Here is a 24,956-nt window from a genome sequence, read left to right on the forward strand (position 1 = left end):
AGCTGTCTACGCAAGCACAGATTGCGCTAACGGCCTGAAACTCTTGGGAATTTATTAGAAAACCGCCTGGGTCGTTCCGCAGCACGCGCCCCTCTTCTCACGCTGTTCCACCGCGCTGTCAGTCTGAAAAGACCCGATGCCTGCCATGCAGGCTGGGCAGGCTGGGCAGGCTGTTGGCATGCGGTCAACAATAACGTTCCTGCGTGATACCCGCGCAGGCGTCTATCCAGACCCGTTTGAGCATTTCAGGCGGTGTCGCTGGAGGGCCGCCTTTGCGGGTATGACGGACTGGAAGTTATGGATGGCCAAATCCTTGTTGCGTTTCTCATTCAATCCGAATTGAGGCGCTTACCGGACCGTCCCCAGGCCGCACTGGCTCAATGGCGCACACCCGGCAGGGCCATCATCAGCCACCATGAACAACTCACGTTTTCCAGATCGCAGGCAACCGGTTCAGACAGCGCAAGGTATTTTCTGGAGGGCAGACTCTTCTGCGAGCCAAAAAGGCGGTCAAGTTCCCGCTGCAGGCCAAGGCCGACCCCGGCATCGAAACCGCGACGCAAGCCATCAGCCAGCAGGTGTTTTTTGGCCGACCAGGAAAATCTGACCATTTCCAGGCCATAGAGCGACTCCAGGCGGTCGCAACGTTCAAAACAGTCAGCCGGCGAGCTGTTGTAGCCATGCAGGTAAATCAGGAGCGGTCGAGCTTCCTGAAACAACTGTAACAAATCATTCATGGATTTGGCATCATCCACGTCACAGTCTATTCGCACCACTTTCCAGCCATTTTCTTGCGTCTTTGGCGCGTGCTTTCGGCTGGCCCGCGCCAGCGGATCCGCAATGGCTGTAAATTGTTGTTCGACAGCTGTCGTGGCGACCCGGCCTTCAACCTCATGACTGCTGAAAATAAGCATCATCTTCCCCCTTGTTACTTTTTTATCCTACGGTGCGTGTGCGTACCGTTCAGCTATCGTGACCAGAGAGCGTGTCGATGGCTATCCCCCAAACAAGGGGGGTTTGCCGGGTGACTTTTGCGACAAGCGCTGGCAGCGTTCAAATGCCTGCGGATGGGCTTCGCTACAAAATAAATAGCTGCTCATGCTTACCTGGCATGCGCAAGACATGCAAACCCCGCCTGAAATGAACGCATGACAATGAAGTCTGGTCCTACGCGGGTTTGGGCGACCAGATCATGTGGTGAAGGCGCCAAAGGGCTAGCATCAATGGCCTGTCAACTCTCAAGACCTGGATTTCGCCATGACCCAAGCACTCGGCTATGCCGCCACCTCTGCTGCAACCGCGCTCGCGCCTTTCACCTTCGAGCGCCGTTCACCCGGCCAGCTCGATGTAGCGCTTGACATCCTGTATTGCGGCGTCTGCCACTCCGACCTGCACACGGCGCGCAATGAATGGGAAAACACGGTGTACCCCTCGGTTCCCGGCCACGAAATCGTCGGACGCGTCACGGCCGTTGGCGACCTGGTGAGCAAGTTCAAGGCCGGCGACATCGTCGGCGTGGGCTGCATGGTTGACAGCTGCCAGCATTGCGCGCCCTGCGAGGGCGGCCTGGAGCAGTACTGCGACAACGGCTTCACCGGCACCTACAACGGCCCCGAGCAGGGCACCGGCGCCAACACCTATGGCGGCTATTCCAGTCACATCGTGGTACGCGAATCGTTCGTGCTGCGCATCTCGCACCCTGAAGCTGACCTGGCCGCCGTCGCACCCCTGCTGTGCGCAGGCATCACCACCTATTCGCCGCTGCGCCAGTGGAAGGTCGGCCCGGGCCACAAGGTCGGCATTGTCGGCCTGGGCGGACTGGGCCACATGGGCGTGAAGATTGCCGCCGCCATGGGCGCGCATGTGGTGCTGTTCACCACGTCGGCAAACAAGCGCGAGGACGCGTTGCGCCTGGGCGCCAGGGAAGTCGTGGTGTCGAAAAACGCCGACGAAATGGCCGCGCATGCCGGGAGTTTCGACTTCATCCTGAACACCGTGGCCGCACCGCATGACCTGGACGCCTTTCTGGTGCTGCTCAAGCTCGACGGCACCATGACACTGGTAGGCGCGCCCGCCACCCCGCATCCGTCACCCGGCGTGTTCAACCTGATCATGAAGCGCCGCCGCCTGGCCGGCTCGCTGATTGGCGGCATTCGGGAAACCCAGGAAATGCTGGAGTTCTGCGCAAAGCATGGGCTGGTGTCGGACATCGAGGCGATCCGCATGGACGAGATCGAGACGGCCTACGAGCGAATGCTCAAGAGCGATGTGAAGTACCGCTTTGTGGTGGACATGGCGACGCTGACCACCGGCCAGCAAGCGACCCCGGTTCAGCCGGCTGTTTAATCGATAGCTTTCTGTGCTTGTGTCCATTGCGCAAAAAGGAATTTTCACTTGAAAAACCCGTGCTTCAAGCCAGTGGCGGTTCGGCAGGCTCGTCCTCCCGGGACTTCATGAAAATGTCCCATGTCGCCATGAACATCGCCGCGATCACCGGGCCGATGACAAAACCGTTGAGTCCGAACAGCGACATGCCGCCGATTGTGGAGACCAGCACCACATAGTCGGGCATCTTGGTGTCCTTGCCAACCAGCACCGGGCGCAGGATGTTGTCGACCAGGCCGATCACCAGCACGCCAAAGACGATCAGCAGCACGCCCTGCCAGATGGCGCCGGTGACCAGAAAGTAAACAGCCACCGGAATCCACACGATGGCGGCGCCGACAGCCGGCAGCAGTGACAGGAAGGCCATCAGCGTGCCCCAGAGCACCGGCGCATGAATGCCAAGAAACCAGAACATGAGTCCGCCCAGTGCGCCCTGCAGCATGGCCACGACGATGTTCCCCTTGACGGTGGCGCGGATCACGGTGGTGAACTTGCTGAAGATGTTGCGTTTGATCTCGGCTTCAAGCGGAATCGCCTCCTTGATGCGCCGGGACAGGGCCCCGCCATCGCGCAGAAAGAAAAACAACAGGTAGAGCATGATGAAAAAGCTGACGAAAAAATCAAAAGCGTTCTGCCCGATGCTCAGTGCCTGGGTGGCGATGAACTGGCTTCCCTGCGTCAGGCTGCTGGTCACGCGCTGCTGGATCAGCACCAGGTTGTCCAGACCCGAGCGGTTGAGGATTCCGGTCACCCAAGACGGAAGGGCGTTGTAGATTTGCTGGAAATAGCGGCTAAAACTGAGTTCACCGGACTGCACACGCTGGTACATGCTGGCGGCTTCCTGCGTCAGCAGGGCGCTGATCAGCCCCACCGGCAGGATGACCAGCACCAGAATGATGGACAGCATCAGCAAGGCGGCCAGCGTGCGTTTTTTCGGCATCTTTCTGAGCAGGCGAAGAAACAGCGCGTTGAACAAAATAGCGAGAACCGAACCCCAGAAAACGGCACCGTAATAGGGCCAGAGAACCCAGAAAAAAGCCAGTGAAACCAGGGCCAGCAGCAGCAGGAAGGACCGGTCTTCCAGACGGGAAGACTGGGCCATTTTTGAGAGTTTCATAGGCTTGCGCAAAGGGTTGATAGAACTGAAGCGCCCATGGTAATGCTATTGGTTGCCGAAACCGGGACCGGTTGCACCCAAGTCATTGAACCAGGCTGAAATTGGCTTGACTGTGGCAGTTGAATGTTTTTCAAGAGCCCGCTACACGGCGCGACCCTGCACCAGGAAGCCAACCCGCGACAAGTTGGCACCCAATGAAACACCGTGTTCTGCCGGAAACCGCTGATCGGGAAGTGAAGCGAATTTCGGCACACACCAGGGTCAGCGCGACCTGTTTTCGGCCTCGTCGTCGTCATCCTGCATAGTGATGTCCAGGTCTGCGTTGTCATCGGCCAGCGCCTCGACGGTGCTCAGGTCATTCAAATCGGCGCCCGCATCCCCGCCAATGTCGGTGTCCGCATCGGCGCCAGGAGCCGGTTCAATGTGGTCGGGCAGGATGTCCGCATCCGGCTGATCGCGGCCAAGGCCTGCCGAAGCGCGCTCACCGGTGCCCGCGGCGTCGCTGTGGCTTGACAGTTCATCGTCACCGTAGGCGCCTGCCGCGTCACTTCCACTGTCGGAGTTGTCGCTGGGGCCCAGGGCATGCACGTCTTTTCCGCTGATTTCCTCGGGGGCTTTGGAGCCGCCCAAAATGCTGCTGGTTGCCATGGTGTTTCCTTGTGCTTTTAAAATCCGTTCGAATGCCTTGATTGTCGAAAGCCGGGCCAGCGGGTGCTGTGGGACAGTCCATGTCCCTGTTGTCAGCGCAAGCGCATGCATTGCCGTGGCATGAAACCATCCTGGCCCATTGAGACGACACAGCAATGCAGGCTGGTGTGCACGCCGCGTAAAGCCGCGAAACACGCTGCAAGTTTGCTGGAGCCGCCAAGCGAACTGGCGTCCAATGGCACGAATGTTTGATCCTTTCGCGTTAGCAAACCCCTCCATGAATTTTTCCACGGTCCATTCCCCGCAAGCTTTTCACCGCAATCCAGCTATTTCCGTAGTTCGCACGGCTCTCGCCGTGCGCGCCAGCAGGCCGTTCTTGCAAGCCTGGGTCAGGAGGCTGGGCGTGAGCGCGGCCGCTGCGGTGTTGGCCTTGAGCGTCAAGGCCCAAGACACCGATTCCCCCGCTGCGCCCACCTCCGGCGGGGCTGCTGCTGAAGTTCCGGCGCCGCGCTACGCGGCCAGCGAACTCGAACGGGCCTTCGGGTTCATGGACGGCAACCGCGACGGCAAGGTCAGTCGGCAGGAAGCTTCGGGGTTTCGCGGCGTGGCGAAAAACTTCGACCGGGCCGACACCAATCAGGACGCGTTCCTGTCGCGCGAGGAATTCGATGCGGCCATGAATTACGTCAGGCCCAAGTGACGGTCCCTCATGCCGTGGCCCGTCTGCCCAACGAGGCTGCCGAAACAGCCAGCGAGCGCCTGCATTGAGCTATGTCGTCGCCGTCCGGGCGCTGTGCGAATTTACTGCCAAGCAGGGCGACCTGGACCTGCGTTTCACGCCCTCCCCTTCTGCCCAGGAAGGCATCGCCGGCCATGCGCTGGTGGCATCACGCCGTCATGAAGGCTACCTGGCCGAGCTGAGTCTGGCGGGCGACTACAAGGAGCTGCGGGTGCGTGGCCGTGCCGACGGCTACGACCCGCAAACCAAGCAACTCGAAGAGGTCAAGACCTTCCGGGGGGACCTGGCTGCGATGCCGGAAAACCACCGCCAGCTGCACTGGGCCCAGGTCAAGGTCTACGGCTGGCTGCTGTGCCAGAAGCTCCAACTGGCCGAGGTGCGGCTGGCGCTGGTTTACCTGGACATCGGCAGCCAGCAGGAAACGGTTTTAGCGGAAAGTTTTACCGCCGTTGCGCTGAAAGGCTATTTTGAAGCGCAGTGCGAAAAATTCCTGGGCTGGGCGCGGCAGGAACTGGCGCACCGGGCGGCTCGCGATGCAGCGCTGGCGGCGCTGGCTTTTCCGCATGGGGGCTTTCGCACCGGCCAGCGCGAACTGGCCGAGGCGGTGTACCGCTCTGCCGCCAGCGGCCGCTGCCTGATGGCGCAAGCGCCCACCGGCATCGGCAAGACCATCGGCACGGTGTTTCCGCTGCTCAAGGCGGCGCCCCGTCAGCACATCGACAAGGTGTTTTTTCTGGCGGCCAAGACCCCGGGCCGCCGCCTGGCGCTTGATGCGCTGGCGCTGGTCAAGCACAGCGCGCCGCCCCTGCCGCTGCGCGTGATCGAGCTGGTGGCACGCGACAAGGCCTGCGAGCATCTGGACAAGGCCTGCCATGGCGAGTCGTGCCCGCTGGCCCGGGGGTTCTACGACCGCCTGCCGGCTGCGCGCAGTGCGGCGCTGGCCGAACCCGTTGCGGCCGGCCTGCTCGACAAGGAGGCGCTGCGCATGGTGGCGCTGGCGCATGGCGTGTGCCCCTATTACCTGAGTCAGGACCTGGTGCGCTGGAGCGATGTGGTGGTCGGCGACTACAACTATTACTTCGACGTGAGCGCCTTGCTCCATGGCCTGACGGTGGCCCATGGCTGGCGCGTCAGCGTGCTAGTTGACGAGGCACACAACCTGGTGGAGCGGGCGCGAAAGATGTATTCCGCCGAGCTGGACCAGGCCGAGCTGGCCGGCGTGCGGCAGTCGGCCGGGCCGGCGCTGAAAAAGCCGCTGGACCGCCTGCACCGCGTCTGGCGCGACCTGGCCAAGGACCCGCAACACCCGCCGGACCGCGCTTACCAGGTCCGCGCCAGCCCGCCGGAAAAATTCCTGCTGGCCCTGCAACAGGCCACCAGCGCCATCACCGACGACCTGGAAGCGCATCCGACGCGGGTGGATGCCGCGCTGCAGCGCTTTTACTTTGATGCGCTGCATTTCTCGCGCATGGCCGAAAGCTTTGGCGCGCATTCGCTGTTCGACCTCACCCTCGAAGCCGCGCAGGGCCGGCACGTTTTTCCGGGGTCCAGCCGCCCGGCGGCCAGGTTCAGCCGGCTGTGCATCCGCAACGTCGTTCCCGCGCCTTTCCTGGCTCCTCGCTTTGCCGCTGCCCGGTCGGCCGCGCTGTTTTCCGCGACGCTGAGTCCGCAAAACTACCATGCCGACACGCTGGGCCTGCCGGCCGACACCGCATGGGTCGATGTGCCGTCGCCGTTCCTGGCCGCGCAGCTGGCGGTGCAGGTGGTCAGCGACATGTCCACCCGTTACCAGCACCGCGCGTTGTCGCTCGCACCCATCGCGCACCTGATGGCGCGGCAGTACCGGGAACAGCCAGGCAATTACCTGGTGTTCGTGAGCAGCTACGACTACCTGGAAAAGCTGGCTGAGCGTTTCCAGCAGCTGTATTTGCAAGTGCCGATGTGGAAGCAGACCCGGCGCATGGATGAAGCGGCACGTGACGAGTTCATGGCGCGCTTTGTGCCGGAGGGAAAAGGCATTGGTTTTGCCGTGCTCGGCGGCGCGTTTGCCGAGGGCATCGACCTGCCCGGCCAGCGGCTGATTGGCGCCTTCATCGCCACGCTGGGCCTGCCGCAGGTCAACCCGGTCAACGAGCAGATCAAGTTGCGGATGGCTGAAAATTTTGGTGCCCGGCAGGCGTATGACTACACCTATCTTTATCCGGGCATTCAAAAAGTCGTTCAGGCCGCAGGCCGGGTGATACGCACCACGCGGGACCAGGGCGTGGTCTTCCTGATGGACGACCGGTTCGCACGGCCGGAAGTCAAACGCTTGCTGCCCGCGTGGTGGCAGGTGCGGCAAATGCGCCTCCAGCCCGCAAACAAGACCCATGCAGCCGCGCCCAAGGCAGCATCCGCCGACGGAGATCAGCCATGAAAAAACCCGCCTCGGCGGGTTCTTTGACGTCTCCAGATAAGCGACTTGCTTTTCAAAACACCCCGAAAAGCATCAGCAGCAAAATGACGGTGATGGGAACGCCGAGTAACCAGGCAATGATGGGCATTTTGATCTCCTTTGAAATGGGTCAGTACCGTTGACAGCCCTAAGTTAAAAGAAAACGTTCGTGGTTCTTGCCAGCGTACAAGACACAGGCCCGTAAGAAATCTCCGAAGACCGTGTAGTTCTGCAAAATCGTTCTCGATCTCGGCATGCCAAACACCCGGTGCAGCACAAATGAAAATCGTCTTATACGCAATGTTGTAAAAGGTTTTACGCTATAAAAAACAGAGCGTCGTACACAGATGAAAACGCTGTATCACGTATGCTTTCGGACGCGATTCAGAGACATTCTTCGAACTTTTGTCACCTTATTCATTCGGGTTGTTTCCCTTGATCCCGTGCTGCTCTTTGTAAGCGAGCTGAACCAGTTCAAGCTGGTCAACCAGAGCATCGATTCTTTGAAAATCCTTCTCTGGCTGAGTCAGCAGGCGTTCCAGTTCTTCACGCAAATGGGCATATTCGATCCGGAGATCAGTATTTACTACATCCTTGGCAAGGTAGCCGCTGCGAAGCGAAGGGGTCGTGTTCAGGGACATGAAGGAACTCCTAGTGTGGGAATCACAGGCGTGGTGGCGACTTATGCCTACGCCGTCAAGCCAACCATCTAAGCATTCGCTGGCAGACATGACTGTAGGACGGCGGCGTTTCTTGTTCTTTCAATTCCGGTTGCGATATCCGCAAGGATTGTGGCGGTCATGGAATCGAAAAAATACGACGGAGCCTTGTTTTCTTGCGGGAAAACGCCGCTTGTAGTTTTCATGAATATTCAATCAGCATGCCCCGGCTATATTGAATTTCACCTCGATGCCGCATCAGCCGATGTCCTACTTTCATGACCGCCTTGACACTCCCGTCCAAACCGCCGCCCCACCGTTCCCAGTACTTCCAGGTGATCTGTGCCCTCATTGCCGGTATCGCACTGGGGTTTTTCCATCCATCGTTGGGCGGTGGCTTCATCTAGCTGGTTGAGATGATGATCGCGCCGATGATTTTCTGCACCGTGGTGATCGGCAACGCCGGCATGGAAGACATGAAGAAGGTTGGCAAGACCGGCGGACTGGCGATGCTTTACTTTGAAGGCGTCGATACCTTCGCGATGGTCATCGGGCTGGTACTGGTCAAGCTGATGCAGGAAATCACGCTGCTGAGCGTATTGCTAATGACCTCAAAAGGCGCGGTGGGCGTGACCGAAAGCGGGCGTTCTGGCGGCGACACTGTCGGCGGTTGGGACTGTGCCGGTGGCAGGCGCGCTGATCCTGGGCATTGACCGCTTCATGCCAGAAGCGCGCGCGTTCACCAGCGTGTTCGGCAATAGCGTGGCCACCCTGGTCGTGGCGCTATGAACCAACGAGTTGGACGCCGTACGACTCCAAGCCGGCTTGAACAACGAGACATGGCGAGAATCCCAGGAACCTGAAATGGTGCTGGACAAGAAGGCGGAAGACATGGCCGTTGGGCCTTGATATTTCCAACGAAGGCGCGCCGTGCCAAGCGTTTTTCGGGGTCTATCGCCCGCCAACTGCGGCAGCACGAAGGCTGCCGGGGACTGTGGAAATAGCGCGAAAACGGCGTTGCGCTTTAGCGGTTCTGGCGCGGCGCAGGGCCGGGTCCGCGACCGGCAATGTGGCGAAAGGTGATACGGCCCTTGCTCAGGTCGTAAGGCGAGAGTTCCAGCGACACCTGGTCGCCGGCCAGTATGCGAATGTGATTTTTGCGCATTTTGCCCGAGGTATACGCCACGAGCTTGTGGCCGTTGTCCAGCGTCACGCGAAAGCGCGAGTCAGGCAGGACTTCGTCAACCAGTCCGTGCATCTCGATAAGTTCTTCTTTTGCCATCTAAAACTCCTGATATTTCGAAAAAATTATTTTGTGTCACCAGCCCACGCGGGCTGACAGTATTTCATGCGCAAACAGGTGCCGAGCGTTCGTGAATCCAGCCCAGCGCGTGTTCGGTAGCGTAATGTACGGCAGCGGCGGCGCTGTCGAAAAGTCCGGTGAAACGCAGCACCCTGTCATGGGTACCACTTCCGCGTCCGGAGCGGATGGAAACTGAAGCTGCGTAGCGGCCTTCGCCTTGCTGCTTGGCAAGCGGCGATACAAGGTATTTTCCTACCTCTAATTGTGTGTCGTTCATGTTCATAAAAGTCTTCACCAGATATTGTTCCGGCTTGATGGGAAAGAAATAACCAGCCTGCGTGCAAGCCAACGTGTATTCGGTATCTAGCCTGCCAAGCTACTGAAAAGCCGGACAGGTTGAGCCATTGAGTGGGCACCGCGTTGGGGGAAGTGCTCGCCAGGAAATGAAACCGCGCTGTTGGTATCAAGGCTGAAAAAGCGTTGAAAGCACGGTCATCGCGCAGGGAATTCGGGGCTCCAGGAAGCGCCGCATTTGAGAAAGAAGCCGGATGTAATAAAGACTTCGATGAAAAACGCTGATGCGTTACCGAACCCCCCATTATAACCGCGCAGCCCACCAAGCACGGTTTATTCATTCAGCATTCAAAGTGCGGATGCAGTTGCCGTATGCGGTTCATGGCCCGGCCAGCGGCCGCGGTGCGGGTTTCCACGCCAAGCTTGGCGTAAATACGTTCCAGGTGTTTTTTCACCGTCGCAGGGCTGGAACCCAGGATGTCGCCAATATCGCGGTTGACCTTTCCCTTGACCACCCAGTACAGCACCTCGGCTTCTCTGGCGGTCAGCTTGAAGCTTAAGGCTATGGCTTGCAACACCGCATCGTCCGATATTTCGCGCATCACGATGAGCCAGTCGCCGCCGCTGTCGCTGTCTTCGGTTTGCTGGTGCAGCCGGAACGTCAGGCGGCGCGGCCCTTGCTCTACCGTCAGGCGCGGCGGTTCGATCTGGCGCTCGGCATCCGCCAGGTGAAGGCGCAACCAGTCGAGAACGGGGCCCGGCGTTTGCGGCGCGGTGGTTCCGTAGTAGCGCAGAAGCAGATCACGCGCCAGCGGCGTCTGCCAGATCAGCTTGCCGTGGCCGTGGCCCTGGCCGTTGACATTCGTTCGTACCGTCATGCTGGCATAGCCGAACGCATCCAGGGCGTTGCGCGCCTGACCGGCCTGCCGCACTTCCTGCCGGGCCCGGCGCGCGCCCTGCAGGTGCACGCCCATACGGGCCATCACCTCCTTGGGCTTGATGGGTTTGGTCACATAGTCCACGCCGCCGGCCTGCAAGGCGGCCACCAGGTGCTCGGTCTCGGTCAGGCCGGTCATGAAGATGATCGGAATATGGGCAGTTTCGGGCATCGCCTTGAGTTGCCGGGCGACTTCAAAGCCGTCCATACCGGGCATCATGGCGTCGAGCAGCACGATGTCGGGCAGGGCCTGCCGGGCGCGTTGCAAGGCAGCCTCGCCGCTGGTCGCCACCAACACGGTATAGCCCGATTCATCGAGTGTGTCGTGCAGCACCGACAGGTTGTCGGGCACATCGTCAACAATCAACACGATGTCGCTGTTGGCGCGATCCAGTGTGCGGTCCAGACGGCTATCCGCCATCTGGCGGTCGTCAGTCATCTTGTTCACGGCCGCTCTCCTTGTATGGCTGTTTTCTGTGTGAGCTGGCTGGCCATGGTTTCAAACCGGAATTGCCGTGCCAGCACGCGCATTTCCTCCACAAAGGCAGCAGTATCGGGTTGCTGGTTTTCGATATCTGCAAGCTTGTTCAGGATGCCACGGTAAAACCCCAAATTGACGACTTCGAGCAGGCTGGCGAGCTGGGCGTCATCGGGCCAGACATGCGGCGCAGCCATTGCCGCAACCGGCTCGGCATTTACGGCCTGCGCTTCATACTGCCAACGCAGGCCCAGTTGTCGCTCCAGCCAGTCAAACAATTCGGTATGGCGCACCGGCTTGAGAATGAAGTCTTCAGGCCTGATGCCCACATCGTTGTCAATGCCCTTGTCAAAGGCGTTGGCCGACACAATCGCCAGGTGAATGCCGGTATGCCCCGAACTGCGCACACGGCGCAGCGTCTCCCAGCCGTCAATGCCGGCCATGGCCAGGTCCATGAAAATCACATCGGGCCGCAGGCCGGCCGCCAGCAGGTCCAGGCAGTCGTGTCCGCTGGCAGCAGCGTACAACTCGAAGCCCATGGGCGAGAACAACTGCACCAGCAATTCGCGGTCGGGTTCTTCGTTGTCGACCACCAGAATTTTTCTCCGCACCCCCTCATAACCCTGCGGTTGGCGCCTGGCAGAGCGCACTTTGATGCCACGGCTCGCACCGGCATCCAGATGCACTTCCGGCAAGAAAAGCCGGATGCGAAACACCGAGCCCTTGCCTGGCGTGCTGACCACCGTCATCTCGCCGCCCATCAGGTCGGTCAGCATTTTGGCAATCGTCAGGCCCAGGCCGGCGCCCGATGCACCGCCCACGCTCTGGCCGGCGGTGCTACCGCGCGCAAAGGGCTCGAAAATATTTTCCAGCTCGGCTGCGTTCATGCCGGGGCCGGTGTCCTTGATGTCGATATGTGCCATTTCACGTGCATGGCGCACCCGGAAGGTGACTTGCCCCTCGGCGGTGAACTTGATGGCGTTGCCCACCAGGTTGATCAGCACCTGCCTAACCCGCTGCTCATCGGCGCGCACCAGTTCGGGCAGGTTGCCAGCGGCTTCAAACGCAAAGCGCAGGCCTTTGGCCGCCGCTTGCAATTCAAACATGCCAGCCACTTCATGCACACAGTCGGCGAACTGCATCGGCCTGACATTGAGCATGAGCTTGCCGGCTTCGATGCGGGCGATGTCCAGGGTACCTTCAATCAGCGACAGCAGATGCTCGCCGCCGCGCTTGATGACACTGACGGCCTGCTGGCGGTGCGGCGGAATGGTGCTGTCTTCACCCATGAGTTGCGCATAGCCCAGGATGCTGTTGAGCGGCGTTCGCAGTTCATGGCTGATGGCGCTGATGTAGCGGCTCTTGGCCTGATTCGCCTGGTCGGCCACACGCTTGGCCTGCTGCAGGGCTTCGTCGGTTTGCCGGTGCGACTCGATTTCCTGCATCAGGAGATGGGTCTGGCGGTTGGATTCTTCCTGGGCCACCTGCCGGCTCTTGTGCGCCAGCACCAGCCACCAGGCTACCAGCCCGGCAATCACCAGCAGCGCCATGTAGGCCTTCAAGAATCCGGAACGCAAGGCCGATTCAGACCCTGCCAGTTCAGCCAGCGAGGTCATCTCCTGGCGATAAAGCAGGCCAAACACCGTGGCCAGCAGCGGCACGATGACGCCCATCAGCAGCAGGAAGTGGCTCAGTCCGTTGTCCAGAAAAGGCCAGGCCGCACGCGGCAATACCCAGCGCAACGCCGCCGACCACTGGGCCGTCAGGCTGGCGTGGGGTTTGCACAGGTCGCCGCAGCGCGCATCGAGCGTGCAGCACAGTGAGCAGATCGCCCCCTGGTAGGCCGGGCAATGCGCCATGTCAGGGCCTTCGTAGCTGCGCTCGCAAATCACGCAGCGCTGGGTGGCATAGCGCTCGTAGAGCCCGACATTAGCCGGTTGTGGGGGCTGGCGGGCGATGTAATAGCGACCCTTCGTGGCCCAGGCAATCAGCGGCGCCGCCACGAATGCCGTGGTCATCGCAATCACCGCTGAAAACGCCCGCGCCAACTCGCCATACAGCCCAAGGTGTGCGGTGATGGACAATAGAGAAGCGAGCACCATCGCGCCTACGCCGACCGGATTGATGTCGTAAAGATGGGCGCGTTTGAATTCGATGCCTTTGGGCGACAGGCCCAAAGGCTTGTTCACCACCAGGTCGGCCACCACTGCCATGACCCAGGCAATCGCGATGTTTGAATACAGCCCCAGCACATCGCCCAGCGCCTGGAATACATTCATTTCCATCAGCATGAAGGCGATGACTGTGTTGAACACCAGCCAGACCACCCGACCCGGGTGGCTGTGCGTCAGACGCGAAAAAAAATTCGACCAGGCCAGCGAGCCGGCATAGGCATTGGTGACATTGATTTTGAGTTGCGAGACCAACACAAAAAGCGCCGTCGCCCCGACGGCCCAGCCGTAGTCGTGAAACACGTATTCGTAAGCTGCCAGGTACATCTGGTTGGGGTCCACGGCACGGTCCAGGGGCACCATGCTGGAAATCGCCAGATAGGCCAGCAACGCGCCGCCCAGCATCTTGACGACACCCAACACCACCCAGCCCGGCCCACCCACCAGCACGGCAGCCCACCAGCGCCAGCGGTTGGCCTCCGTCTGCACCGGCATGAAGCGCAAGTAGTCGGCCTGCTCGCCCATCTGGGTGATCAAAGCAATGCCAACAGTCAAGGCTGCACCAAAAAGATGCAGGTTGAATGTGCCCGATGCACCTTTTTCTCCTGCGTAATTCACAACGCCAGAAAATGCACCAGGCGCGTGCAAAAAAACATAGGCAAACGGCACCACCAGCATGATGAGCCACAGCGCCTGCGTCCAGACCTGCAGCCGGCTGATGGTCGAAACCCCATGCGTGACCAGCGGAATCACCACCAGCGCACAGACCAGGTAACCCCACCTGGGCGGAATTCCGAAAGCCAGTTCCAGCGCATAGGCCATGACGGCCGCTTCCAGCGCAAAGAAAATGAAGGTGAACGAGGCGTAGATCAGTGACGTGAGCGTCGAGCCGATGTAACCAAAACCGGCGCCACGCGTCAGCAAGTCCATGTCCACGCCATGACGCGCCGCATAAATGCTGATCGGCAGGCCGGCCAGAAAAATGATAAGCCCTGTCGCCACGATGGCCCAGAAGGCATTGGTGAAGCCGTATTTCACCAGCAAGGTCGCGCCCACCGCTTCCAGGATCAGGAACGAGGCCGCGCCAAAAGCGGTGTTGGCCACCCGCCATTCCGACCATTTCCGAAAGCGCTGCGGCGTGAAGCGCAGCGCATAGTCTTCCATGGTTTCGCTGGCCACCCAGCTGTTGTAGTCGCGCCTGACCTTGACTATGCGCTGCGCCGCCACCCCGGGGCCTTTGCCAACGCACGCGTCTGCACCCGGCAGGCCTGTAGCCGGGCCGGGTGGAGGCAGTGGCAGTGGTGACGACGAAACCAGGGCGTCCATGAATCTCTGAATGATCGGGAGATCGAGGATAAGAAGTGAAATACCCGAAATTGGTGCAGGTTTCATGCCATATAAGCGCGCCTCTGATCAGCACAAAATCCGGTGGCACCAATCTTGCGATTTTGAATCGCCGAACCCGAAAGAGCCCCATGGAATTGACCCCGCGAGAAAAAGACAAACTGCTGATCTTCACAGCTTCCCTGCTGGCCGAGCGGCGCCGCGCGCGCGGCCTCAAGCTCAATTACCCGGAAACCGTGGCACTCATCAGCGCCGCCGTGATGGAAGGTGCACGCGACGGCAAAACCGTGGCGCAACTCATGAGCGAGGGCCGCACCATCCTGACCCGCGCCGATGTCATGGACGGCATCGCCGAGCTGATCCCGGACATCCAGATCGAAGCCACCTTTCCCGACGGCACCAAGCTGGTCACGGTGCATCAGCCGATTGTCTGAACTGCACCAGCCGGTTGACGCGCATTTGCCCCGCTCCACCGAAAGCCATTCATTCCAAGGAGATCAGCCCCATGTCTTGCAAACCGCTTCGCACTATTTTTTTGATAGCTATCAGCGCCCTATCCACGAGCGCCATGGCCCATATTGGCACTGATTCTGGTGCCCATGCAGAAATTGGCTTTGCCGAAGGCCTGCAGCATCCCTTCACCGGCCTGGACCACGTGGCCGCGATGCTGGCCATGGGCTTCTGGAGCGCCTTGAGCGCCCGCCGCCTGTGGACGGTGCCGCTGGCCTTTGCGACCATGCTGCTGGCGGGCGCGCTGCTGGGCCTGGCCGGCATTGAATTGCCGGCGGTCGAACCGATGATTGCCGCTTCGCTGCTGGTGCTGGGTTTGCTGGTGGCACTGCGCACCCGCCTGCCTGCCGCGCTGGCCGCTTCATTGGTCGGCCTGTTTGCGATTTTTCATGGCGTGGCGCATGGAACCGAACTGACGGGCGCCGCGAACCTCTGGGCACCGCTGTCGGGCATGCTGCTGGCAACGCTGGCGCTGCATGCCATCGGTCTGGGCCTGGGCCTGGCCTTTCGCGACACCACCTGGATTTCACGCCTGGCCGGCACAAGCGTTGCGGCGCTGGGCGTGACACTGCTGGCCCAACTGACCTGAAGGAAACACCCCATGATTCCAGGCGAACTGTTCACCGATGGCCCCGACCACCTTCTCAATGCAGGCCGGCGCACGCTGACCGTCATCGTGCAAAACACCGCTGACCGGCCGATCCAGGTCGGCTCGCATTACCACTTTGCCGAAACCAACGCGGCGCTCGGTTTTGACCGTGAGGCCTCGCGCGGCATGCGGCTGAATATTGCGTCGGGCACGGCCGTGCGCTTCGAGCCGGGCCAGCAGCGCACGGTGGAACTGGTCGACTACGCCGGCAGGCGGGAAATCTACGGCTTTCGCGGCCTCATCCAGGGAGCACTCTAATGGCCACCATCGGCAGACGCGCCTACGCGGAAATCTTCGGCCCCACGGTGGGCGACCGGCTGCGGCTGGCCGACACCGATTTGCGGGTCGAGGTCGAGGCCGACTACACCCTGCGCGCCGGCAGCTACGGCGAAGAAGTCAAGTTCGGCGGCGGCAAGACCATCCGTGACGGCATGGCGCAGTCGCAGAGAACCCGCGCCGAAGGCGCGATGGACACGGTGATGACGAATGCGCTCATCCTCGACCACTGGGGCATCGTCAAGGCCGATATCGGGCTGAAGGGTGGGCGCATCGCCGCCATCGGCAAGGCCGGCAACCCTGACGTGCAGCCAGGCATCGACATCATCATCGGCCCCGGCACCGAAATCATCAGCTGCGAAGGCATGATCGTCACCGCCGGCGGCATCGATTCGCATATTCATTTCATCTGCCCGCAGCAGATCGAGGAAGCCCTGACCTCGGGCGTGACCACCATGCTGGGCGGCGGCACGGGCCCAGCCACTGGAACCTTTGCCACCACCTGCACGCCCGGCCCGTGGAACATCGAGCGCATGCTGCAGGCCGCCGACGCCTTTCCGATGAACCTGGGGTTTCTGGGCAAGGGCAATGCCAGCCTGCCTGCGGCGCTGCATGAGCAGGTCAATGCGGGCGTGATCGGCCTGAAGCTGCATGAAGACTGGGGCACCACGCCGGCGGCCATCAGCAACTGCCTCGATGTCGCAGAAGAAACCGACGTGCAGGTCGCGATTCACAGCGACACGCTCAACGAATCGGGCTTTGTCGAGAACACCATTGCCGCGACCAAGGGCCGGGGGCTGTGCGCTTTTCATACCGAAGGCGCGGGCGGCGGCCATGCACCCGACATCCTGCGCGTCGTCGGTGAGGCCAACTTCTTGCCGTCCTCCACCAACCCGACCATGCCCTACACCATCAACACGCTCGACGAGCATGTGGACATGCTGATGGTCTGCCACCACCTGGACGCAGGCATTGCCGAAGACCTGGCCTTTGCCGAAAGCCGCATCCGCAAGGAAACCATTGCCGCCGAAGACATCCTGCACGACCTGGGCGCCATCAGCATGATGTCCAGCGACAGCCAGGCCATGGGACGCGTGGGAGAGGTCATCATCCGCACCTGGCAGAACGCCCACAAGATGAAACAGCAGCGCGGCAAGCTGCCGGGCGACACCGAGCGCAACGACAACTACCGCGTCAAGCGCTATCTAGCCAAATACACCATCAACCCGGCGATTGCCCACGGCATTTCGCACGAGGTCGGCTCGATCGAAGTCGGCAAGTTCGCCGACCTGGTGGTGTGGAAACCAGCGTTTTTCGGCATCAAGCCGTCGATCATCCTGAAAGGCGGTTTCATCGCGATGGCGGCCATGGGCGACCCGAACGCCTCGATTCCGACGCCGCAGCCGGTACATTACCGGCCCATGTTCGGCGCTTTCGGTGGCGCTATTGCCAAAGGCTCGCTCACGTTTGTGTCCCAGGCCGGGCTGGCCGCCGGAATCCAGGGGCGCTTCGGCCTGACCAAACGCTTAAGCGCGGTAAAAAACATCCGCAGCGTGCGCAAGCAGCACATGGTTCACAACGACCACCTGCCAAGCATGGAAATCGATCCGCAAACCTACCGGGTCCGGGCCGATGGCCAGTTGCTGACCTGTGAGCCCGCCACCAGTTTGCCGATGACGCAGCGCTACTTTTTGTTTTAATGGCCTGATGCTTCAAATCTCCAAACTCATTTCACAAGGCGCCGGCCTGGCCCCGGTGCTGGTCAAGCGCGCTGCCACCCTCGAACTCGACTGGGACGTGCGCCAGAAAAGCCGCTTTGACGCCACCGACTCGCTGGGCCGCCAGCTCGGTGTGTTCTTGCCGCGCGGCACGCTGGTGCGTGGCGGCGACGTGCTGATTGCAGAAGACGGCTCCATGGTCAAGGTGATTGCCGCGCCGCAAGCCGTTCTGCACATCACGGCCTGTACGGCGCACGGCACGCCGTTCGATTTGACCCGCGCCGCCTACCACCTGGGCAACCGCCATGTACCGATCGAGCTCAAGCCTGACCACCTGAAAATCGAACCCGACCATGTGCTGGCCGACATGCTGCGCGCCATGCACCTGACCGTTCAGGAAGTTGCCGAAGCCTTTGAGCCCGAAGGCGGCGCCTACAGCGCGGGCGGCCACAGCCACGGACCCAGCCATACGCCTGACGCACCGGCTGTAACGGCTGTGCCGCCCGCAGCAGCCCATGTCCACGGGCCGGACTGCCAGCACGATCACGGCCATGCGCATGCGCATGCGGCCATCAAGCCCGTCGCCATCCAGCTTCATCCGCGCAAGCCGCACAGCCAATGACGAAGGCACGGGACTGATGACGCAAGCGGCACCCGCCCTGCCCTCGGCCAGCCTGCTCCAGCTGATCTGGCTCGCCTCCCCGGCCTTGCCCGTGGGCGGATTTTCTTATTCAGAAGTGCTTGAATCGGCCGTGGAACGGTCGGGAGTAGCCACAGAAAGCATGGCCTCTGACTGGCTGACCGACCAGCTCCACCTGACGCAGGCGCGCGGCGACCTGGCCGTGATTGCTCAGGCCATTCCGGCTTGGCGTGAAGCGGACCTGGTGCGCATCCGGCAACTCAACGACTGGGTGCTGCAGACCCGCGAAACCAGCGAGTTGCGGCTGCAGTCCGAGCAGATGGGGCGCTCGCTGCTTGACTGGCTGCGCAACCATGACGGCGTCAATGCCGACCATATTGCGGCCTGCGCCCTGATGCAGCCGACCTATCCGGTCGCGTTTTCCTTGGCCGCTTCGCAAATTGCGGCTGGCGTGCGCGACTGCCTGCTGGCTTATGCCTTTGGCTGGGCCGAAAACATGATGCAGGCCGCGCTCAAATCCGTGCCGCTGGGCCAGAGCGCCGGCCAGCGCATCCTGGCCCGCCTGAGCCGGGACATTCCGGCCGCCGTCGACGCTGCCATGCGGCTTTCGGACAATGAACGCCAGGCCTTTTCACCCATGCTGGCGATTCTTTCGGCCCAGCACGAAACCCAGTATTCACGGCTGTTTCGCTCCTGATGAAGCGCCGCCATCTTCAATCCTCCAAGGTATTTCCATGCGCCTGCACCACATCGCCCACCGCACCAAGAAACTGCCGCCCCTTCGCGTGGGCATCGGCGGGCCGGTCGGCTCGGGCAAGACCACCCTGCTGGAAATGCTCTGCAAGGCCATGAAGGAACAATACGATCTGGTGGCCATCACCAACGATATCTACACCAAGGAAGACCAACGCCTGCTTACGGTGAGCGGCGCACTGGACGCCGAACGCATCATGGGCGTCGAAACCGGCGGCTGCCCGCACACGGCGATCCGCGAAGACGCCTCGATCAACCTGGAGGCCATCGACCGCATGCTCGAAGAGTTTCCCGATGCCGACGTGGTGTTCATCGAATCCGGCGGTGACAATCTCGCGGCGACTTTCAGCCCCGAGTTAAGCGACCTCACGATCTACGTGATCGACGTGGCCGCCGGCGAAAAAATTCCGCGCAAGGGCGGCCCCGGCATCACCAAGAGTGACCTGTTCGTCATCAACAAGACCGACCTGGCGCCCTACGTGGGTGCCGACCTGGGCGTCATGGAGGCCGACACCATCCGCATGCGCACCACGGCCAAAGGCCTGAAGCCCTTCGTCATGACCAACCTGAAAACCAAGGTGGGCCTGGCCGAGGTGGTCGCCTTCATCGAAAGCAAAGGCATGCTGCAGACGGCCTGAGCGTTATTTTTCAGACAACCGCCCGTGGCTTGCCAGCCCAGCGGTTAAACTAGTAGGCTTGGAAGCGTGGCAGAGCGGTTGAATGCAGCAGTCTTGAAAACTGCCGAGGATGCGAGTCCTCCGTGAGTTCGAATCTCACCGCTTCCGCCAGAACCCTGGAATTCATGCAGGTTTCTCGGCAATCAGGTGACATTCCCCACACCGTTACCCCCATCGCTGAAATGCCTGAAAACGGGCTTTCATTGCAGCTTTCGGAGGTTGCCCCCCCGATACTGGGGCATGGGTATCAACCCTGAAGTACAAAATGCAGTCCGGCACCCGTCCGCTTCTGCCCCAAGCCCCATTCGGTGAGATCGCGCCTACACCAGGAATGCACGCGTAAAACTGGAGACGTATTCCGAGTCAGCCTTTAACTTCGCGGCCAGCGCCTTGTGGACAGCTGCGTAGGCGACGTGCTCGCTCATCTCTGTGAAGGGCGTCTTCAAGCTGTCGCCGTCCGAGTCGATCCAAAACCCCTCCCGGCCCAGGACCACAGCATTTAGTTTTCGCGAAACGGTCCGGTCATCGACTCGTTTCTCATCGGTAAACAGCATGGCGGCGCCGGCATGTCCGTCATCGAAGGTATAGGCTGCGGTGGCATAAAGGCTGCCGAATGGCGTGATGACCCGCACCCGGGTCGGGCCATCGCCCTGCGGCATCGGTTCTGAAGCGATGTCAAGGCTGAGAAGCGCCGGCCTGTACTGGTCGAACAGTGCGAAAAACTGCGCATGGAGTTCCTGTGCATGCTGGACACCTTTGCTCAGCTTTTCAGCCGTTGTCGCATCCTGGTATTTCTTCATCTCTAGGTTGGCCACGTTCATCTCCAAACGCCAATATCGGCACTGCGAAAGGTAGCACCTCTTCTTGTCGCCAGACCCTACCCGCCTGAAAAATCACGCGGCCTTTTCTGGCCCTCTGCGCAGGGCCTCAGCGCTTCTGGTCCGATGGCCCTTTTTCCCTCTGCTGAAGCTGCCGTTTGCGTTTGCTCTTGTTTTTCGATTCCAGCTCGGCAGGCCGGTCGCGCAGGGCTCGCGCCTCGCGTTCTCGGGCCTCTTTTTTCTGCGTCTTCTTGCGGAAATGCATGAAGGTGCGTCCTAAACCGAAGCTCACGGCGGTGCTGACGGCCAGCAGGACAATGCTTGAAGTTTCCAGTTGCATGATGTGTGAATGCCGGGTCAGTCAGCCAGGAAAAGCGATTGCAGATCGTTCAGAAAATCAAAGCCGCGCTCGGTCGGCCGGACATGCACAAGGTCGCGCACAACCAGTCCCTTGCGCTCGGCCTCTTCCAGCCCTTTCTGGATCGCGGTGAACGGCAGGCCGGTCTTGTCGGCAAAATCCTGTAGCTTGAAGCCCTCGCGCAACCGCAAGGCGTTGAGCATGAACTCAAACGGCAGATCGGCACGGCTGACCTCGGTTTCCTGCGTCACCGCATGGCCGGCCAGCGCCTTGTCCATGTACAGCTTGGGTTCGCGGTAACGCACCTGGCGGACCACCCGGTGCGCAAAACTGAGCTTGCTGTGCGCGCCGGCGCCTAGCCCCAAGTAGTCGCCGAATTGCCAGTAGTTGGTATTGTGAAAACAGCGGTGACCGGGCCGGGCATAGGCCGACACTTCATAGCGCTGCAGTCCGACGTTTTCGGTCATTTCGGTGATCTGGTCGAGCATGGCGTAGGCCGTGTCTTCCTCAGGGATCACCGGCGGAAACTTGGCGAAGTAGGTGTTGGACTCGATCGTCAGGTGGTAGATTGAGATGTGCGGAGGCCCCAAGGCCAGCGCCTGGCGCATGTCCTGCGCCTGGTTTTCCAGCGTCTGGCCGGGCAGCGCATACATGATGTCGAGGTTGAACGTGTCGAAGGCCTGCGCGGCCTCTTCCACCGCCGCAATCGCCTGGGCGCGGTCGTGCACGCGGCCGAGCACCTTCAGGTGCACATCGTCAAAACTCTGCACACCGACCGACAGGCGATTCACGCCGGCGCTGCGAAACGCCTTGAAGCGGTCTTTTTCAAAGGTGCCGGGGTTCGCTTCGAGGGTGATTTCACAGTCTGCAGTCAGCTTGAGCCGGGCGCGGATGTCACCCAGCAAGCGGTCGATGGCCTGCGGCGAAAACAGGCTGGGCGTGCCGCCGCCAATGAAAATGCTGTGAACCGTGCGGCCCCAGACCAGCGGCAGCGAAGCCTCCAGGTCGGCCACCAGCGCATCGATGTAGCGCTGCTCGGGCATGTCGCCCGCCACTTCGTGCGAATTGAAATCGCAGTACGGGCATTTCCTGATGCACCAGGGCAAATGCACATACAGCGACAGCGGCGGCAGCGCGGCGAGTTGCAGCGTACCGCTGCGCATGTAGTGCTGAATGTCTTTTGGGATCATGAGGGATTCGAGTCCGGTTTTACAGCCAGCGTTCACGCAGCAATTCAATCATCTGGCGCATGGCCTTGCCGCGGTGGCTGTTGGCGTTCTTCACGCTGACCGGCAGTTGCGCAAAGGTCTGGCTGAATGCGGGGACGAACATCACCGGGTCGAAGCCAAAGCCGTTGCTGCCCACGGGCGAAAGGGCGATTTCGCCGGCCACGCGTCCGCTGGCGATCAGCGGCTCAGGATCATCCGCAGAGCGCACCGCGACCAGCGTACTGACCAGGGCTGCGCGACGCTCTGCGGGCTGCGTCAGGTGCGCCATCTGTTCCAGCAAGGCCTTGACGTTGTTGTCGTCGCTCTTGGCATAGCCATACTGCGTGGCATAAAACGCGGTGTCCACGCCGGGCTGCCCGCCAAACGCTTCCACGCACAGGCCGGCGTCATCGGCCAGCGCCGGCAGGCCGCTGAGGGCTGACGCATGGCGCGCCTTGGCAAGGGCGTTTTCGACAAAGGTGCGAAACGGCTCTTCGGCCTCCGGGATGGCCAGATCGGACTGTCTGACCAGTTCCAGGCCCAGCGGCGCCAGCATGGCCTGAAGTTCGTCCAGTTTGCCCTGGTTGTTGGATGCGAGGATAATTTTCATGATGAAATAGAGGTTTAGCGCTTGTCCAACATGGACTGTTAGCTATTTATTTAATAGTAAATTCCGTGGCAGCACCAGGGATACCCGGAGACCGCTTTCGGCCAGGGCGAGCAGTGCATTCATTTCCTGACGCGAAAATGCCACGCCAGTTACGTAAGTACATGTGATGCGGGTTGCGTGCGCTCAGTGATTTGCTAGTACGGGCTCATGGTGACTACTTTCGGTCTGGAAAACGCCGGATGGGGCAGCAAGGAGAAAACCAGGTTCGGCAAGACCTGGCCGGGGCGCACTGAACAGCGCCGCTCAGGCGTTCCTGGCAGCTGAACGGCGAATGGCCGCATTGATTTCGGCAATCGAGCGCTCGATCATGGCTTCATCAAGGTCATCGGCCTGACTGTCAAAGCCACCTGCATCGAGGGTGGAGGCGAAACTGCCGTCCATCGCGCTGTCGGCAGGGCCGTGCCGTGTGGGCGCAAACACATCGGGCGTTTCCCATTCCATGGCCAGGACGGTGACGTTGTCGCTGTGCTCGCCCCCAGCCAGCAAGGCACTTTCCACGAGGGCCGGGACTGCCTTGCAAACGCTCTGGCCGCTCAGTTGCGCAACCATCTCCGCATCGTTCAGGCTGCCCCATAAACCATCCGAGCAGAGCATCAGCTTGTCGCCCTGCTGCAAGGCAAACGGACCTGCAATCTCCAGCGTTGGCTTGGCGGGCGAGCCAAGGCAGGTGAACAGGATGTTGCGGTTCACGGGTTCGATCTCGTTCAACCCGGCCCGCTCCTGCTCAAAAAATGAATGGTCCCGGGTGCGCATCAGTAGCTGGCCATCGCGCACCAGGTAAAGGCGCGAATCTCCGCAATGCACCCAGCTAGCACTGGCGCCCTGCACAACCGCCGCCACCAGCGTGGTTCGCGGGGTGTCAAGCAGGCCTTTTTGGGAAGCATGCCGAATGATGCGGTGATGCGCTGCCAGCACCGCACTGGCAAGAAATTCAGCCGGATTGCCGACCATGGGTTTTGCCTCCTTGTGGTACAGGGCCGAAATGGTATCAAGGGCGATCTGGGCGGCGACTTCTCCCTCAGGATGTCCTCCCATGCCGTCGGCCAGCACAAACAGGCCCGACTCGCGGGTGTAACAGTAGCCCATGCGGTCTTCGTTCATGGCCCGGCCACCGATGCGACTGAGCTGAAAAACCGAAAACCTCATTTGAACCGGGTTCCCGATACATGGGCCTTGCGCGATGTTTTCTTGGTGTCGGACACCACGCTGTCAAACTGCAGCCGCACCCGTTCGCCAACCGTGAGCTTGGTATAGCGGCGCTCGCTTTCACGACTCAGTTCCTTTTGCAGCGCAAACACCGACTGCGGCCGCGCCAGGGGGTCCAGGGCCATACACCACTGGACGACCTCAATCAGGTTGTCGGAATAAACGCCGCGAAGACGGGACAAGGCCAGTGACAGCCGGTCTTTTTCAGTCCGTTGCGGCGCGTCGTTGGGCGGATAGCCCTGCATGCTGGCGTAGATGCAGGCGCCGATCGCATAGATGTCGGTCCAGGGACCCATGGACGAATCACGCCGGTACATTTCAGGCGCTGCAAAGCCGGGCGTGTACATGGGCCGTATGAAGTTGCTCTCCTTGCTCAGCACCTCACGGGCTGCGCCAAAGTCAATCATCACCGCCCGGTTGTCGTCGGTGATGAAGATATTGGCCGGCTTGATGTCCAGGTGCAGCATCTTGTGCTGGTGCACGATGCGCAGCCCGCGCAGGATTTCGTCGAACAGCGAGCGAATGGTGGATTCGCGAAACACCTTGGGTTTTTTCAAATCACGCGCCGTGATGATGAAGTCCTGCAGGGTTCCGCCCTCCAGATAATTCATGACCATGTAGACGGTTTCGTTCTCGCGGAAAAAGTTCAACACGCTGACCACCGACCCGTGTGAAATCTGTGCCAGCGATCGGCCTTCCTCGAAAAAGCTCTTCAGACCCAAGCGGTACAGGGACAGTTTTTCAGGCAGGACCTGCGGCAGCAATTCACCGACGGCGCGGCTGGCCAGAGAGGAAGGCAAGTACTCCTTGATGGCAAACTGCTGACCCTCTTTGTCAACGGCCAAGTAAACTACACCGAATCCACCCGCCGAAAGCTTTCGCTCAATGCGATAGCCCCCGATCATGGTGTCAGGCGGCAGGGATGAAGGTTTGACCTTTGACATAAATTCTCTGGTGGGCTGGG

26 protein-coding genes, 1 tRNA gene and 1 pseudogene are annotated in these 24,956 nt (G+C 60.8%); 14 read left to right on the forward strand and 14 right to left on the reverse strand.

The window, feature by feature from the left end:
* Positions 1–377: 377 nt before the first annotated feature.
* Positions 378–917, reverse strand: a complete 540-nt coding sequence (locus tag IWX85_RS05360; RefSeq protein ID WP_196869005.1) for a hypothetical protein — start codon at positions 915–917, stop codon at positions 378–380.
* Positions 918–1,257: 340 nt separating this feature from the next.
* Between IWX85_RS05360 and IWX85_RS05365 the strand changes: the two genes are divergently transcribed.
* On the forward strand, positions 1,258–2,346 hold the full coding sequence (locus tag IWX85_RS05365) for an NAD(P)-dependent alcohol dehydrogenase (RefSeq protein ID WP_036809443.1): 1,089 nt from the start codon (positions 1,258–1,260) through the stop codon (positions 2,344–2,346).
* A 64-nt stretch (positions 2,347–2,410) separates the two neighbouring features.
* On the opposite strand, the gene IWX85_RS05370 is transcribed toward IWX85_RS05365, so the two are convergent.
* The gene (locus IWX85_RS05370) at positions 2,411–3,502 is read right to left on the reverse strand and encodes an AI-2E family transporter (RefSeq protein WP_231379546.1); all 1,092 of its coding nucleotides are present in this window, start codon (positions 3,500–3,502) and stop codon (positions 2,411–2,413) included.
* A 261-nt stretch (positions 3,503–3,763) separates the two neighbouring features.
* Positions 3,764–4,150: a hypothetical protein gene (locus IWX85_RS20315; protein ID WP_036809437.1), complete on the reverse strand. Its 387-nt coding sequence runs from the start codon at positions 4,148–4,150 to the stop codon at positions 3,764–3,766.
* A 277-nt stretch (positions 4,151–4,427) separates the two neighbouring features.
* Here IWX85_RS20315 and IWX85_RS05380 point away from each other — a divergent pair, with 277 nt between their 5' ends.
* The 3 genes from IWX85_RS05380 to IWX85_RS05390 all read left to right on the forward strand — a co-directional run bounded on the left by IWX85_RS05380 (position 4,428) and on the right by IWX85_RS05390 (position 7,466).
* On the forward strand, positions 4,428–4,850 hold the full coding sequence (locus tag IWX85_RS05380) for a hypothetical protein (RefSeq protein ID WP_196869006.1): 423 nt from the start codon (positions 4,428–4,430) through the stop codon (positions 4,848–4,850).
* A 64-nt stretch (positions 4,851–4,914) separates the two neighbouring features.
* Entirely contained in the window at positions 4,915–7,305 is a 2,391-nt protein-coding gene (locus tag IWX85_RS05385) for an ATP-dependent DNA helicase (protein ID WP_196869007.1), read from the forward strand.
* Positions 7,302–7,466: a hypothetical protein gene (locus tag IWX85_RS05390; protein WP_196869008.1), complete on the forward strand. Its 165-nt coding sequence runs from the start codon at positions 7,302–7,304 to the stop codon at positions 7,464–7,466. Before IWX85_RS05385 ends, IWX85_RS05390 begins: the two co-directional genes overlap by 4 nt.
* A gap of 270 nt (positions 7,467–7,736) precedes the next feature.
* Here IWX85_RS05390 and IWX85_RS05395 read toward each other — a convergent pair whose 3' ends face one another.
* Positions 7,737–7,964, reverse strand: coding sequence for a hypothetical protein (locus tag IWX85_RS05395; protein WP_196869009.1), 228 nt, complete (start codon positions 7,962–7,964; stop codon positions 7,737–7,739).
* A gap of 159 nt (positions 7,965–8,123) precedes the next feature.
* Between IWX85_RS05395 and IWX85_RS05400 the strand changes: the two genes are divergently transcribed.
* Together IWX85_RS05400 and IWX85_RS05405 are read left to right on the forward strand one after the other, a co-directional pair.
* Positions 8,124–8,264 carry a hypothetical protein gene (locus IWX85_RS05400; protein ID WP_196869010.1) on the forward strand — a complete coding sequence of 47 codons (141 nt, stop codon included), beginning with the start codon at positions 8,124–8,126 and terminating at the stop codon, positions 8,262–8,264.
* A pseudogene (locus IWX85_RS05405) lies at positions 8,261–8,891 on the forward strand (cation:dicarboxylate symporter family transporter). Before IWX85_RS05400 ends, IWX85_RS05405 begins: the two are co-directional and overlap by 4 nt.
* Before the next feature lie 115 nt (positions 8,892–9,006).
* Here the strand turns inward: IWX85_RS05405 and infA are convergent.
* From infA to IWX85_RS05425, 4 genes are all read right to left on the reverse strand, one after another.
* The gene (gene infA / locus IWX85_RS05410; RefSeq protein WP_026780839.1) at positions 9,007–9,264 is read right to left on the reverse strand and encodes a translation initiation factor IF-1; all 258 of its coding nucleotides are present in this window, start codon (positions 9,262–9,264) and stop codon (positions 9,007–9,009) included.
* Between the two features lie 64 nt (positions 9,265–9,328).
* Positions 9,329–9,568, reverse strand: coding sequence for a hypothetical protein (locus tag IWX85_RS05415; RefSeq protein ID WP_196869041.1), 240 nt, complete (start codon positions 9,566–9,568; stop codon positions 9,329–9,331).
* 352 nt (positions 9,569–9,920) lie between these two features.
* Complete coding sequence (locus IWX85_RS05420; protein WP_231379560.1) at positions 9,921–10,955, reverse strand: response regulator transcription factor; 1,035 nt, start codon at positions 10,953–10,955, stop codon at positions 9,921–9,923.
* A gap of 5 nt (positions 10,956–10,960) precedes the next feature.
* Positions 10,961–14,491, reverse strand: a complete 3,531-nt coding sequence (locus IWX85_RS05425) for an ATP-binding protein (RefSeq protein ID WP_196869011.1) — start codon at positions 14,489–14,491, stop codon at positions 10,961–10,963.
* Between the two features lie 149 nt (positions 14,492–14,640).
* On the opposite strand from IWX85_RS05425, the gene IWX85_RS05430 reads away from it, so the two are divergent.
* From IWX85_RS05430 to IWX85_RS05465, 8 genes are all read left to right on the forward strand, one after another.
* Positions 14,641–14,943: an urease subunit gamma gene (locus tag IWX85_RS05430; RefSeq protein ID WP_196869012.1), complete on the forward strand. Its 303-nt coding sequence runs from the start codon at positions 14,641–14,643 to the stop codon at positions 14,941–14,943.
* A gap of 71 nt (positions 14,944–15,014) precedes the next feature.
* Positions 15,015–15,608: a HupE/UreJ family protein gene (locus IWX85_RS05435; protein WP_196869013.1), complete on the forward strand. Its 594-nt coding sequence runs from the start codon at positions 15,015–15,017 to the stop codon at positions 15,606–15,608.
* 12 nt (positions 15,609–15,620) lie between these two features.
* On the forward strand, positions 15,621–15,926 hold the full coding sequence (locus IWX85_RS05440) for an urease subunit beta (RefSeq protein WP_036809418.1): 306 nt from the start codon (positions 15,621–15,623) through the stop codon (positions 15,924–15,926).
* Positions 15,926–17,644, forward strand: coding sequence for an urease subunit alpha (gene ureC, locus IWX85_RS05445; protein ID WP_196869014.1), 1,719 nt, complete (start codon positions 15,926–15,928; stop codon positions 17,642–17,644). The genes IWX85_RS05440 and ureC overlap by 1 nt, the downstream gene beginning before the upstream one ends.
* Positions 17,645–17,651: 7 nt before the next feature.
* Positions 17,652–18,284, forward strand: a complete 633-nt coding sequence (gene ureE, locus IWX85_RS05450) for an urease accessory protein UreE (protein ID WP_196869015.1) — start codon at positions 17,652–17,654, stop codon at positions 18,282–18,284.
* Positions 18,285–18,300: 16 nt separating this feature from the next.
* Positions 18,301–18,999: an urease accessory protein UreF gene (locus IWX85_RS05455; protein ID WP_036809409.1), complete on the forward strand. Its 699-nt coding sequence runs from the start codon at positions 18,301–18,303 to the stop codon at positions 18,997–18,999.
* 37 nt (positions 19,000–19,036) lie between these two features.
* Positions 19,037–19,693, forward strand: coding sequence for an urease accessory protein UreG (gene ureG / locus IWX85_RS05460; RefSeq protein WP_036809406.1), 657 nt, complete (start codon positions 19,037–19,039; stop codon positions 19,691–19,693).
* Between the two features lie 60 nt (positions 19,694–19,753).
* Positions 19,754–19,843, forward strand: a tRNA-Ser gene (locus IWX85_RS05465).
* 209 nt (positions 19,844–20,052) lie between these two features.
* Here the strand turns inward: IWX85_RS05465 and IWX85_RS05470 are convergent.
* The 6 genes from IWX85_RS05470 to IWX85_RS05495 form a co-directional block, all read right to left on the reverse strand.
* Positions 20,053–20,553, reverse strand: coding sequence for a hypothetical protein (locus IWX85_RS05470; RefSeq protein ID WP_036809403.1), 501 nt, complete (start codon positions 20,551–20,553; stop codon positions 20,053–20,055).
* A gap of 106 nt (positions 20,554–20,659) precedes the next feature.
* Positions 20,660–20,890, reverse strand: coding sequence for a hypothetical protein (locus IWX85_RS05475; protein ID WP_196869017.1), 231 nt, complete (start codon positions 20,888–20,890; stop codon positions 20,660–20,662).
* A 17-nt stretch (positions 20,891–20,907) separates the two neighbouring features.
* Entirely contained in the window at positions 20,908–22,098 is a 1,191-nt protein-coding gene (gene hemW / locus IWX85_RS05480) for a radical SAM family heme chaperone HemW (RefSeq protein WP_196869018.1), read from the reverse strand.
* 19 nt (positions 22,099–22,117) lie between these two features.
* On the reverse strand, positions 22,118–22,726 hold the full coding sequence (gene rdgB / locus IWX85_RS05485) for an RdgB/HAM1 family non-canonical purine NTP pyrophosphatase (RefSeq protein ID WP_196869019.1): 609 nt from the start codon (positions 22,724–22,726) through the stop codon (positions 22,118–22,120).
* Positions 22,727–23,029: 303 nt separating this feature from the next.
* On the reverse strand, positions 23,030–23,932 hold the full coding sequence (locus IWX85_RS05490) for a PP2C family serine/threonine-protein phosphatase (RefSeq protein WP_196869020.1): 903 nt from the start codon (positions 23,930–23,932) through the stop codon (positions 23,030–23,032).
* Positions 23,929–24,936: a serine/threonine-protein kinase gene (locus IWX85_RS05495; protein ID WP_196869021.1), complete on the reverse strand. Its 1,008-nt coding sequence runs from the start codon at positions 24,934–24,936 to the stop codon at positions 23,929–23,931. The genes IWX85_RS05490 and IWX85_RS05495 overlap by 4 nt, the downstream gene beginning before the upstream one ends.
* Between the last annotated feature and the right edge of the window lie 20 nt (positions 24,937–24,956).

The sequence above is a fragment of the Polaromonas sp. CG_9.11 genome, from assembly GCF_015752225.1.
Classification (GTDB): domain Bacteria; phylum Pseudomonadota; class Gammaproteobacteria; order Burkholderiales; family Burkholderiaceae_C; genus Polaromonas.